Genomic DNA, 12,450 nt, shown 5'->3' on the forward strand with positions numbered 1-12,450 from the left:
CCCGTATGGATGTCTAGTCCGAACGACAATGTTTGGGTGAGTTTGGACGACTGCACTATATTCTCGTATGGTTCGATACTCGTTAAAAGTTCGTGTTGTGACGCGCTTCACCCACGGGCACGGTGGCCCGTGGTACTCGCGCTGTTATTCATTATAGAAACCGGACGCCGAGGCGAGCCGCGCTGGCAGGGTGTGAGACAGCCCCGTATGTGGAATAAATGCGCATACAACCCCGAGGTGGTTCACCCCTCCTCGTCGGGGGGCTCATTTGCTTCTCGCACCTGTTTCAGCTCCTCGACACCGCTCAACGAGCGTTCGGTTCGAACCTCCGTCGTCTTATCCCGGTCAAGTTGCGGTTCGGAACCGTCAACGGGCGTCTCCTCGGGTGTTGTGTCGGTGTCTTCCGTCCGGTCGGAACCGAACAACCACGATCGAAGGCGGTCGATGAAACTCATCGGTAGTGTTTGAACAGGATTGCTTTGATATCATCTCTCGTTCGCGCGGTTTCGGTGCCGCCACCGGGCAGATCGACCTCGTACGGCACCTCCCCGTCCGAGTCCCGCCACTTATGTGAGTGTTCATCAAGCAGATCGAACACGCCGGACGTGTCGGACGCGGAGTCAGAAGCAGCCCCCGTGGCGCTCGCCTCTGCCGACAGCTCCGTCGATTCCGAGGTTGTTTCGGTGTCTTCCGCCGGAGTCGCATCGTCGTTTGCCGGCGGGGCAATGGCGTCGTCCGCCTCCGCCGTATCGAGGAGGTAGTCCATAACATCGGCTGGGCGGACTGACGCGTACCGTCCCGCGTACTCCGCCGACAGTCGCTCTTGGATCGCGGTGAAACGTTCGTGTTGGGCCTCCGAGAGCTGTATCTCCCGCATACGTACTACTACGTGGCATCATACAAAACCGCTCCCCACTCCGTCGGCGCGTGTCACTATATAACTCCGCTCCCCGCAACGCATCGATGAGTCGCTGTCGTCCGGAGTAACGCCCGCTGTATTACGCGCGAACCGCGCAGGTAGTCCCATTACCCCCGAGTTACCGTTCGCCGTCCGGCGGTCGTCGGGTGGCAGTCTCGGAATCGCCGTCGTCGACATCAGGTGCGTTCTCCTCATCGTCGGCGTCGCGCGTCCCTTCGGCAGGCTTCTTGTGGTCGGTGGGCTCCGCTTGCTCAGCAGTTGTATCGTCGTCCGGGACATCGGACGGCGCGTCTCCGGTCGTCCGGCGATGATAGAAGCGACTGAGGGCTTCGTCCCACGATTCAAGCTGGCGGGGATCGGTCCTATGGCTGACCTCGATACCGACGTAAACGCACTCGTCACAGGCATACGAGACCTTTTCACCGAGTTGGTATCGGCTGAGTGGCCCACCACAGCGCGGACACTCCATACGTGAGCTACCGGAGCCGGTGCTAAAGTGATTCCGGGTGCCCGGCCCAGACACTGTGTCACTCATGTCAACGCGTCAGACGGGCGTGTGACGGTACGTGTACGTTTATTTTCCCCCTGATACAACGCCTACCCAATGGGAGTCCGATGTGTGCTTTCGGGGCATCTTTACGAGGCGACGGAGTTCGAGGAACACCGCAGGGAGCGTCCCGAGGGGATGGTTCTGATCTGTCGGGAGTATCGGGTCTGCAGTCGTTGTGGGAACCGCGAGGAGATGTATAGGAACGAACAGTTGCTGACGCCGCGGGAACGCATGGACGGAAAAGACGGTCCTGAAAACAAACGGAGCGGCTCCGAGAAGGGCGGAAACGGTTCCAACACAGACAAAAGCAGTTCCGAGAACGAGAAAAGCGGTCGTGACATGACCGAGAACGACTCCGAGCACGCCAATGCACGCGAAACCGAGTCGTTGCTTGAAGATAGCCCCGCACTCGAGACCGACCCGGACAACGACACGTCCGATTCCCCGCTCAGTGCGAACGAGATCGGCGCCTCGAGCGCGGACGGCGGAGACGGCTCGGACGGCGAAGATAGCTCAGATAGCGGAGACGGGTCAGACGGGTCTGAGGCGGCGGCCGAGGAGTCGGTTAGCTTCGATTCGCTCCCCGGGGCGTCCACTACAGGAACCGACAAAGACGACACCAGCGATAGGGCGGATCAAATCGATCGATTACGGAACCCCGGAAACGAGCCGATACGAATGGCCGACCCTCAGGCCGACTCGGAGTCCCACGTGAATGGATCAAGCGAAACTGACGAGACGCATAACGGCGCCGACGAGACATATTCAGACACGGAGAGGGACACGGCAGGGGACACTACGGACGACAGCGCGGATGAGGAACCCGCGGATGATGCTGTCATCATCTCGGAGACGGACGCTTCGACGTCTTCACCGGGCGAACACGGTGACAGGTACGGCGCCGGGATCTATTGTCAAGCCTGTGGCGGGACGTGGAACAGGGAGACAACATCGCTTCGCGAGGGAGACCTGTGTCCGGAGTGTCGACAGGGATACGTCGAAAGTCGGTGATTTCGTCTGACACGCCGGGCGGCTCTGCGTTTCGCGTTTCAACCCGTGAGCATCTCTATTCGTATTCGAGTCCCGTCACGAACGCGACTGACCGGTTACTCGTATTTTACGCCGAAGTGATGGCCCTCTGTGCACGTCCCCTCGGAGAGTTTCGCATCGCCCCAGACGCCGGTTCGATAGGACTGGTTGACATTTTTAATGCTCGATCCGTCGGGGATCGAAACCGCGCTCTCTGCGCTACAGTACGGACATTCGACGGTGGTGGACGTCATACATTGTGGTACCTTCCAGCATGATATGAAGATTGTGGTCGGTCGAAATCGATCGTAGAGGGGACAGAACACGTAAACCGTTGCCGTCCGACAGCCACCAGTATGCGTGACACCCACGTCACTGACGCGGCGCTTCTGGACCATCCAGCCGCCGACATCGACGCTGTCGTCGCCGATCCAGACGACATTATTCAGACGTTCAAGCGTAACGCCGCCTCGGAAAGCCGCCTCGAAACGCACGTACTGCGCCTCGTGCCGCCGTTCGATGGGGATATACGGGCCGAACCATACGTCGAAGACGGCCCAAAGCGCTACCCGCCGGACCGGACCCCGGAGCCGATCCATCTCACGCCGGGCACGTTCGTCAAAAACAATGACGGCCCTCACCCCGGTAGGACCCACCTGACCACCCCCACGTTTGAGGACGCACGCCGACGTACCGAGGAACAGGGTGGGTCGACCGACGAAGCGGCAGTCGAAACATACCACGAACGGCTCGTCGAAGAGTGGGCGTCCGAGGTACGTGCCTCGCTGACGGATCGGATTCGGGTTGTTTTCGACCCCCCCACCGGGAACGAGATCTGGACTGACGCTCGCTACGAACCCCGGTAGGGTCGGCGAGAACAACGGGAGCCGCGGTTGCCGCCCTCGCGTCGTCGCGGAACCCCGGCGACCATCTACAGATTTCAAGTCGGAGTGTCTCGGGGCTTGCCCCCGAGGCAATTCACAAGTCTTCTCGGAGATCCCAGCCAGCCTTCTCGGCTGCCGTCTCGATCGGGACGAACTCCCAGCCGGCGTCCTCAGCAATCCACTCGTCCGCATCAGTCCCCACGAGGACCATCCGGTCCGCATAGAACATCGACTCCCGGTCTATCTCTTGGAGCCGCGCCTCCGGTCCCGACTCCGAACCGCCGAAAAAGTCCAGTTCGATCCGGTTGTCACGCTGGAACTTGCGGATGACCGGTGTCGACACCTCGCCCACGATGCCGATCCAGTCGGCCCACCCGTTGGCGTCCGATAGCACCGCAGCTGGATCGGTCACGTGGTGAGCTGCCTTGTATGTGAGAGCCATCGTCATGTCGTCCGGTTCCTCGGCACCGTGTGTCTCGGCGGTGCCCGCGCCGGATGTTGCCTCTGTCTCATCGACATCGCCTGACGGGTCGTGACTGCCTCCCGGCCCGCCAGAGTGGCCGCCGGAACGCCCCGCGTTGCCGGGGACGCCGACCGGGTCTTCCGAAGCCGTCGGCACACCGGGGGCCGGCCCGCCGGCCACGTCGGCGGCCGACACGGATTCGGTGTCGTCTTTCCCTCCACTGTCGTTTGTCTCGCCGTCGTCCGTATCCGGAACGTCGGGGTCCGGCGTCGTGTCCGTCCCGTCCTCGTCGTCGCGCCATAGCCAATCCCCCTCGTTTCCGGACTGCTCATCGTCCTCCTCCTCGGTCGAGATCTCGTCAAGATTGATGCTGTCAGTCATGCGTTTGTGTCTCCTGTGAGCCGCACGTGTCCGTCCCGTCGGCGACCGGCGTCTCCCGGTCGGGAAGCGATTCAATATCAAGTCGGCCCAACAGCGCTGTGGTTGGGCGTCCACACCTGTCCCACCCCCGGTACTCATAATAGTGGTTCAAAAGCGTCTGGAAGGCCGCAGGGTCAAGGCCGCCCTCCGGATCACCGTCGGTGCCGGCGGCCAACGTCGCCGGCAGCTCGTCGTCGTCGCGCCCGAACCCCTCCCGAAGATTGAACAGGCGGACGAGCGTCCAGATCCGCTCGCCGGTCTCGGCGAGCTGTTCGCTCGACAGTTCGTACCCGGCCGCGGCGAGCCACTCGGCCCCGGCGTCGCCCCGGAGCACCTCCTCGAGAAAGTCGTCGGCGATAAGACTCCAGAGTATCGCGCGGCGGTCTTGTTCGTCCGCGACGACCGCGGCCTGCCGCTCGGGGGACCAGCCGGTGTCGGTGATCGCCTCGATCTCGACCGGACGCGCCCGACGGTGACAGCCCCCTCGGTCGCTTGTTGCGTAGGCAAGCGCCATGGTCTCGGCTCCCCGGGGATCGTACGACGACAGCTCCATACCCTTGACCGTCGGGATCAGGTCATCCCCGCCGAAGCGCTCGGCGGCACGCGAGACGCCGTCGGCGAGCGCGTCACCGAGCGGCGTCGACCGCGATGCGATCTCCTCGATCAGCCCGCGGGCGACAGCCTCGTCGCCGAACGAGAGGTCGCGGTCGATCAGCCCGCGATCGCTGGCCCGGACGGCCCACGCGACCGCGTTGCCGGCGGTGATCACGTCCATCGCGAGGCGGTCGCACACCGCACCGAGTGCCGCGACGGCGTCGAAATCGTCGATACCGAGGCCGGCACCCAAAGCGATGGGCGTCGCACCGCGCGGGACACTCTCGCCGGCGTCGTCTTCGACACGGAAACCACCCGGGACTGGATCGTCCTCGCGTTCGCGCCCCGACGCCGTCTCGCGAGCACTTTCGATGCCGATACCGTCGGTTCCCTCGAAACTCCGCTCCTGCCAGCCACGGGTCGGGAGCACCCCGGCTTCGTCTGCGAAATCGACTGTTTCGAGCGTGTCGCTCGCGGTGAGCCACCGCCCGGCGCCGCTCTCGGCGAAGCGCTCCCCGTAGCGCTCCCGGAGGTCCGCAAAGCCGTCAGGGGAAGAGCCGTACGCGACGACGGCTTTCAGATTTTTCGATCCCATTACTGTGCCCGCACCGCCGCGACCGGCGTGGTGGTCACCTGAATCGGACGCGATCGTCGCGTACTGGACCCCGTGTTCGCCCGCTGGACCGATGCAGGCGACGGCGGCGTCGGGAAACCGCTCGCACGTCGTTTCGGCGTCAATCCCCCACAGCTCAGCTGCCGGTTCTATCGTCGCTTCGCCGTCGTCGATAGAGAGGACGACCGGCTCCTCGGCTGCCCCGGTCACGTGGATGCCGAGGTGCGTCCCGAGCGATCCGGCTAGCCGCCCGGGGAATGACCCGCCGCTGTAGGAATCGAGGAACGCCCCGGTGAGCGGCGATTTCGTGATCGCGGCGTAACGTTGCTCGCCGGGGGTGTACCCTGTTAGCGGCCCCAGCATAAACAACAGGACGTTCTCCGGCGACTTCGGCGGGATCCCGTGGGCCATCTCGTAGAGGTAACGCGCGCCGATCCCCTTTCCGCCGATATACCTCTCCAGCCACGCCTCGGGAATCCGCTCGCTCTCGACGCGTCCCGTCGAGAGGTCGACCCGGAGCATGCGGTCTGCGATGGGCACTACCTACCGTGATAGCGTGTCGGGATTAAACCTCACGGTCGAACGGGTCGTCGACCGTGTCGGTAGCTCCGAACTAGCTTCTACTGTTTACTATTTCCAGCTCTGTTCGGATTTTGTTGGATTATGCAACTAGTATGAGTTAATTTGGTCATCTATATTGCGAACAATAGTTATTAATGTAGTGCCGTAGAGACGGACAACGTATGTCACGGTCAATGATCGATCTGGATCGCAGGGACTTCCTGAAAGCGAGTGCTGCGGGAACCCTTGCGGCCGCCGTCGGGGGACGAACACTCCTCGAACGAGGCGAAGCGCAGGAGGACGCGGCCGACGACGGGCCACCGTACACCGGCGACGAACTCGTAAAGACGGTTTGTACGCACTGCTCGGTCGGCTGTGGGCTCCATCTGGCCGTCGAAGACGACAACGTCGTCGGCCAAGAGACGTGGGACGACAACCCGATCAACAACGGCGGGCTCTGCTCGAAGGGCGCGTCGCTCGGGCACACGATCAACGCGGAGGGGCGGCTGAAGGAGCCGATGAAACTCGTCGATGGCGAGTGGGTCCGGATGGACTGGGACGAGATCCTCTCGGAGATCGCCGGGCGGCTCGACGACATCCGCGAGGAAACCGGGCCGCACGCCACGTACTGGTGTGGGTCGGCGAAGCACTCAAACGAGGCGGCCTACCTCATGCGGAAGCTCCCGTCGATCTTCGGGACGAACAACATCGACCACCAGGCGCGGATCTGTCACTCGACGACGGTGACGGGGATCGCGAATACCTGGGGCGTCGGCGCGATGACGAACAACAACAACGACATGCGTCACGTCGATGTCAATCTCATCATCGGGCACAACCCGATCGAGAGCCACCCCGTCGCGTGGCAGCACTTCCAGGTGGCCCAACAGCGTGGGGGACAGCACATCGTCGCCGAACCTCGATACACGGAGACCGCCGCCGCGGCGGACGAAAACTACCAGTTCCGGTCCGGAACGGACGTGGCGTTCATTTACGGGCTCATCTACCACATCGTCGAGAACCTCGGTGCACACGACGAGGAGTTCATCGAGGGGCGTGTCGACGGATTCGACGAGTTCCGCGAGGACGTTCTTCCGGAGTACGACCTCGAAAACGTCTCCGACATCACGGGGACGTCCGTCGATGACCTCCAGAGCCTCGCCGAGACGCTCGCCGACGCCGACGTGAGCTGTGTCGAGTGGGCGATGGGTGGCACCCAACACAACAACGGAACGGGCAACACCCGTGCCTACGCGATGTTGAACCTTGTGTTAGGACACGCCGCACAGTCGGCCGGCGGGACGCCCATTTACCGTGGCCACGACAACGTTCAGGGGGCGACCGACCTCGGCGTTGATGCGGCCACGCTGCCAGGTTACTACGGCCTCGACAAGGGTGCGTGGAGCCACTGGGCGAACGTCTGGAGCCAGACCGACGGCACCTCTGGCGAAATCGAGTACGAGGACCTGCTCGAGGATCGGTTCCAGGGCCGCAAGGAGTTGATGGAAAAGAACGGCATCACGGTGGCCAGGTGGTTCGAGGCTGTCCTCGACGACGAGTGGGAGCTCTACCAGCCAGACCCCGTCCGGGCGGCGATCTGGTGGGGTCACGGCATGGCGTCGCTCAGCGAGTACAAGAAGGTCCGACAGGCCATCGAGGAACTCGAGTTCATCGTCAACATCGACATTCACCCGAACCAGATCTCCGAACTCGTCGATCTCGACGGCGACACGGACGTGTACATGCTGCCTGCCGCAACCAATTTCGAGGAGGGTGGCAGCGTCACGAACACCGGCCGGCAGATCCAGTGGCGCCACCAAGCTGTCACGCCGCGACACAACTCCAAGAAGGATTGGGTCATCATGCAGGAGTTAGCCGAGGAACTTGGCTTCGGGGAACACTTCGACTACGACGAAGTCGAGGACATTACCCGGGAGATCAACCTCGGCACCCGGACGATCGGTTACACCGGACAGACGCCGGAACGGATCAAAGCCCACATGCAGAACGGCAACCTGTTCGGCGTTGAGCACTGCGAGGCTGACCTCGACAGCGAGGAAGTTAACGGCGTTCTGGATGGCGACTACTACGGGATGCCGTGGCCGTCGTGGCACGACGAACACCCCGGCACTCCGGTACTATACGACGCCTCGAAACCGCCCGCTGAGGGCGGGATGGACTTCCGAGCTCGGTGGGGGACCGAGGGACCGGAGGGGCAGAATATGCTCCGTGACCCGTACGAACCGGACTGGTACGGCGGCGGCGAAATCGAGGGCGTCCCGCAGTACCCAGCGTTCCACACCGCACTGCCGGACGACAATCCAGCGGGCAAGACGATCCCGACTGAGTACGCCGAACGGGACGATGTCTCCGTGTACGACACCGCACAGGCGCTCGCGGATGCGGGCCACGACATCGATCCCGAGGAGTACGCTGAGTACGACAACTCCCAGCCGGATTCGCCGTGGGGCCGTGGCCGCGCTCGGATGAAAGCGTGGAACCTCACGGACGAGTACCCGGCTCACCGCGAACCGGCTGTCACGCCGCGCCCGGATCTCGTCGAGAACGGATACGCTTGCAACGAGCGCGTTGAGGATCACTGGCGGCTCGAACTTGACAACGCGAAGGTACAACAGGACAACCTCAGCGCGGTCGACGATCTCGATGATCCGTTCGTGTTGACCTCCGGACGGCAGGTAGAACACACCGGAGCCGGCGGCGAGACCCGGATGAACGAGAGTCTTGCCTACCGATCGCCGATGATGTACATCCAGATTCATCCCGAGAAGGCCGCGGAGCGCGGCCTCGAGAGCGGTGACTGGGCGGTCGTCGAAACGCCGCACGCCGAGATGATGATGCAGGCAAACGTCACGGAGCGCGTCCCACAGGATCACCTCTTCGCGCCGTTCCACTGGAGCGGCGTCCTCGAAGGGGAGGTCCTCACGGACGATCTGCCCGAAGAGTGGACACCGTTCGTTATCGGCGAAACGGTCAACTCCGGGACGGCACCGGCATACGACCGAGAGACACAGATGCAAGAGACCAAGGTGACGCTCGCGAGCGTCACTCCGGCCGAGAGCGATGAAATCCCCGAGCTATCCAACCAACAGCAATCCTGGCAGGAGGACTTCCTGAATCGGGATCGGAGGTCATAACCAATGAGTACAAATCAATCGAGCGGCCCCGCACGGGTCGTCCCAAACTGGGAATCGTGTATCGACTGCGGCGCCTGCGAGGTCGCCTGCAAGCGGACGTGGGAACTCCCACAGGAGAGCAATCGGATCAGCGTCGTCCGAATGGCCCACGGGACCGACGCCGAGAAGCAGAAGCCGATGCAGTGTTACAACTGCACGGAGGCACCCTGCGTCGATGTCTGCCCGACCGACGCGCTCCGGTTCCGCGATGACGGGACCGTCCGCGTCTCCGGCAACCGGTGCATCGGGTGTCACTACTGCGGGGTCGCCTGTCCGTTCGGCGCGCCGCAGTACCCCGACGCGTCCGTACCCGAGGCCGACGAAATGAACCCCCTCGGTGCGCGTGGCAACGGCTTGATGGACAAGTGTACGACCTGCGAACCACGACAGGAACAGGACCTCAAACCGGCCTGCGCCTCGGAGTGCCCGACCGACGCGTTGATTTTCGGGACGCCGGACGAACTCGCCGAAGAACTGGCTCGGGAGGACCGCTCGACTCCATTCAACGACGAGGCCGCCTCGGTCGTCTTCGGGGACGACGCGGATCGGGTCATGCCGGAGTGATTCATTATGGCTACTGAAATAATCTTCACCGATCCCTACACGCAGTGGGACTGGCGGATCGCACAGTACGTCGCGTTGATCGGCATTGCCGGGGGGGCCTACCTCACGGGCTACATCGCCGACGTGCTGTCGAGTCGAACCGGCTCCGACGAACAAACTAAGATCGCGAAGTACGGCTACACTGTGGGGCTGCTCATCGCGGCCGTCGCCCCACCGGTCATGCTCACGCACCTCGGTGCCCCGTTTCGGGCGATGGCGTTGCCGTTGACGATGACGAACTTCGCCTCGTGGATGGCGATTGGATCGTACATACTCGGCGCATTCGTCCCCGGGATCACTGTCATGTTCGGCTGGATGGTCTTCGGGAAGGAACGCCCGAACATTCGAAGGGGAGGCCTCGCCGCCGACGGCGGAACAGTCCCCGATGGCGGCACCGCAGAGGCCGCGACCGGGACCGGCGGCTCGGTCGGCGCATTCCGCGGGGTCGCCGATAAGGTCGGCCTGCTCGGGATCTTCGATACGATCGCCGATAAGACCCGTCCGTCGGACCCCGTCCGGCTCGGGATCGGCGCTCTCGTGGGCGTCGTTGCCGCAGGGGTGCTGTTGTACTCCGCGATGGCGCTCGGCTCCGGAAAGACCGTCCGCGTCCCGCTGTGGGACAAGATGTTTCTGATTCCCATCCAGATCCTAGGCGGCCTCGGCGGCGGCGTCACCGTCACACTCGGCCTCACGGCGCTCGCTGAGCGCGATCTCGGCGCGGCCGCCGGCAAGTACGCCCTCGCCGGGGTGGCGCTGCTCGCGGCGTATCTGGTCGCCATAGTCGTGACCGTTCTCGCACTCCCCGGCCACAACCCCGAGGCCGCACCTGCCGTTGCGAACCTCACCGGTGACTACATGGCCATGTTCGGCGGCGTCGGCATCGCAGCCGGCATCGTCCTCCCGGCGCTTCTGTTGCTCGTGGCCGGGGTTCGAGGCCGATCTCTCTCGTCCGGAGCTACCGTCGGCGCGTACGCCGGCGCGGCTGCACTGGTGCTCGTCGGCAAGATCGCATTCGCGTTGAGCTACATCATGGCAGCGGAGTTCACTCCGCTGGCGCTCCCGGTCTGAGCGGCCGCGACCGCCCGAACTGATTTACCGCACTCACCCGTATTCAATTCATATGACAGGCCCAGCAGAGACCCCATCCGATCTCGCAGATCTGTACGCGTTCGTTTCGAGCGTGCTCGCTGACCCACCCGATGAAGCCGCCGTCGAGCGGCTCGCATCGGAGGAATTCCCCCGGGACGCCTCGCCGCAGGCGCTCGACAACGGTTTCCGGCTCCTCGAACGGTGGCAATCGTCGGTCGACGATCCGACCGAGACAGCCGATCACCTCCGGAAAATCCATACCCGGCTGTTCGTCGGGCCACGTCCGCGGATGCAAATTCACGAGTCGTGGTACGCCGACGACTTCCTCGGCGAACCGCTCGCGGCAGTCAAATCGACCTATCGAGACCTCGGTGTCGAGCCGGCTGGCGACCTCCGGGAGGAACCGGACCACGCCGCGGTCGAACTCGCCGCCCTCGAGATGCTCGCCCGCGACGGCGCCGACAGCTACCGACAGGCGTTCCTCTCGGTGCACGGCTGGTGGCTCCCGGACCTCGCCATCGACCTCCGGGAGATGTCCGACGACACGTTCTACGAGGCCATCGGCTGGCTGCTCGAAGGGCTGCTTGAGGCCGACGGCTACATGCTCGGCGTCGATCTCGACGATCTCGCGCCCGGCTACGAGGACGGGCCGACCGTCAGCGGTAGCCCCTGATCGGTTTTATTTTTTGACGATACGCGGCGATTCGATCCCCCAGACCCTGTACGGCTGTCGATTTCCAGCGCGGGTTTTTGTGAGGCGGCGTCCACTCTGGGCACGTGATCGAGGTACGCGACCTCCGCAAGGAGTACGGCGGGTTCGTCGCCGTCGAGGAGAGCACCTTCAGCGTCGACCGCGGTGAGGTGTTCGGCGTTATCGGCCCGAACGGTGCCGGAAAGACGACGACGCTGAAGGCGCTGGCGGGACTGCTCGAACCGACGGATGGAAGCGTCACGATTGACGGAGGGCGGGCCGACAGCCGCGAGACGCGACACCTACTTGGGTTCCTCCCGGAGGAGTCGCCGTTATACGAGGAAATGTCGCCGCGGTCATACCTCCGATTTTTCGCCGATCTCTACGACGTACCCAGCGACGTCGCCGACGAGCGAATCGACGAGACCTTGGACCGACTGGAGTTGGCCCACCGCGATCGCGCGCTGGGCGACATGTCGAAGGGAATGAAACGGAAAGTCGCGATCGCCAGATCGCTCGTCAACGATCCGGACGTGTTGATCTACGACGAACCGGCCTCCGGGCTAGACCCGTTGACGACGAACTACATCATCGAGTTCACGAAGGAACTCGCCGCGGAGGGGCGGACGGTCGTCTTCTCGGCGCACAACCTCTATCACGTCGAGGAGGTCTGCGACCGGGTCGCGATCATGAACGAGGGGCGGATCGTAACGAAGGGGCCGCTCTCGGAACTCAGAGAGCGTTACGGCGAGACGACGTATCACGTCTTCACCACGGTTGAGGTCCCCGGTGCGACCGCCGAGGGCGATCGCTATCGGCGTGTCGTCGACGACATGGAAG

Annotated in this window: 13 protein-coding genes; 7 read left to right on the top strand and 6 right to left on the bottom strand. The window is 63.5% G+C overall.

Annotated elements, in window-relative coordinates:
• Nucleotides 1-242 precede the first annotated feature (242 nt).
• The 3 genes from ACI944_RS06125 to ACI944_RS06135 form a co-directional block, all read right to left on the bottom strand.
• Nucleotides 243-455, bottom strand: a complete 213-nt coding sequence (locus ACI944_RS06125) for a hypothetical protein (protein ID WP_411718175.1) — start codon at nt 453-455, stop codon at nt 243-245.
• The gene (locus ACI944_RS06130) at nt 452-877 is read right to left on the bottom strand and encodes a hypothetical protein (protein ID WP_411718176.1); all 426 of its coding nucleotides are present in this window, start codon (nt 875-877) and stop codon (nt 452-454) included. The genes ACI944_RS06125 and ACI944_RS06130 overlap by 4 nt, the downstream gene beginning before the upstream one ends.
• Before the next feature lie 160 nt (nt 878-1,037).
• Nucleotides 1,038-1,388: a hypothetical protein gene (locus ACI944_RS06135; protein WP_411718177.1), complete on the bottom strand. Its 351-nt coding sequence runs from the start codon at nt 1,386-1,388 to the stop codon at nt 1,038-1,040.
• A 135-nt stretch (nt 1,389-1,523) separates the two neighbouring features.
• Here ACI944_RS06135 and ACI944_RS06140 point away from each other — a divergent pair, with 135 nt between their 5' ends.
• On the top strand, nt 1,524-2,480 hold the full coding sequence (locus ACI944_RS06140) for a hypothetical protein (RefSeq protein WP_411718178.1): 957 nt from the start codon (nt 1,524-1,526) through the stop codon (nt 2,478-2,480).
• Nucleotides 2,481-2,575: 95 nt separating this feature from the next.
• Here the strand turns inward: ACI944_RS06140 and ACI944_RS06145 are convergent, their stop codons facing one another.
• Nucleotides 2,576-2,752 carry a hypothetical protein gene (locus tag ACI944_RS06145; RefSeq protein ID WP_411718179.1) on the bottom strand — a complete coding sequence of 59 codons (177 nt, stop codon included), beginning with the start codon at nt 2,750-2,752 and terminating at the stop codon, nt 2,576-2,578.
• A gap of 102 nt (nt 2,753-2,854) precedes the next feature.
• On the opposite strand from ACI944_RS06145, the gene ACI944_RS06150 reads away from it, so the two are divergent.
• Nucleotides 2,855-3,364, top strand: coding sequence for a hypothetical protein (locus ACI944_RS06150; RefSeq protein ID WP_411718180.1), 510 nt, complete (start codon nt 2,855-2,857; stop codon nt 3,362-3,364).
• A gap of 112 nt (nt 3,365-3,476) precedes the next feature.
• Here the strand turns inward: ACI944_RS06150 and ACI944_RS06155 are convergent, their stop codons facing one another.
• Nucleotides 3,477-4,226 (bottom strand): hypothetical protein, encoded by a 750-nt coding sequence (locus tag ACI944_RS06155; RefSeq protein ID WP_411718181.1) that lies wholly within the window; start codon nt 4,224-4,226, stop codon nt 3,477-3,479.
• Complete coding sequence (locus tag ACI944_RS06160) at nt 4,219-6,012, bottom strand: aldehyde ferredoxin oxidoreductase family protein (protein ID WP_411718182.1); 1,794 nt, start codon at nt 6,010-6,012, stop codon at nt 4,219-4,221. Before ACI944_RS06160 ends, ACI944_RS06155 begins: the two co-directional genes overlap by 8 nt.
• A 203-nt stretch (nt 6,013-6,215) precedes the next feature.
• Here ACI944_RS06160 and ACI944_RS06165 point away from each other — a divergent pair, with 203 nt between their 5' ends.
• From ACI944_RS06165 to ACI944_RS06185, 5 genes are all read left to right on the top strand, one after another.
• The gene (locus tag ACI944_RS06165; protein ID WP_411718183.1) at nt 6,216-9,188 is read left to right on the top strand and encodes a molybdopterin-dependent oxidoreductase; all 2,973 of its coding nucleotides are present in this window, start codon (nt 6,216-6,218) and stop codon (nt 9,186-9,188) included.
• Nucleotides 9,189-9,191: 3 nt separating this feature from the next.
• On the top strand, nt 9,192-9,791 hold the full coding sequence (locus ACI944_RS06170; RefSeq protein ID WP_411718184.1) for a 4Fe-4S dicluster domain-containing protein: 600 nt from the start codon (nt 9,192-9,194) through the stop codon (nt 9,789-9,791).
• A gap of 6 nt (nt 9,792-9,797) precedes the next feature.
• Nucleotides 9,798-10,898, top strand: coding sequence for a dehydrogenase (locus ACI944_RS06175; protein WP_411718185.1), 1,101 nt, complete (start codon nt 9,798-9,800; stop codon nt 10,896-10,898).
• 52 nt (nt 10,899-10,950) lie between these two features.
• Nucleotides 10,951-11,592: a molecular chaperone gene (locus tag ACI944_RS06180; protein WP_411718186.1), complete on the top strand. Its 642-nt coding sequence runs from the start codon at nt 10,951-10,953 to the stop codon at nt 11,590-11,592.
• Nucleotides 11,593-11,696: 104 nt separating this feature from the next.
• Nucleotides 11,697-12,450: ABC transporter ATP-binding protein (locus ACI944_RS06185; protein WP_411718187.1), on the top strand; the 754-nt coding region annotated here is incomplete at its 3' end.

The organism is Natronomonas sp. (genome assembly GCF_046710025.1).
Taxonomy (GTDB): Archaea; Halobacteriota; Halobacteria; order Halobacteriales; family Haloarculaceae; genus Natronomonas.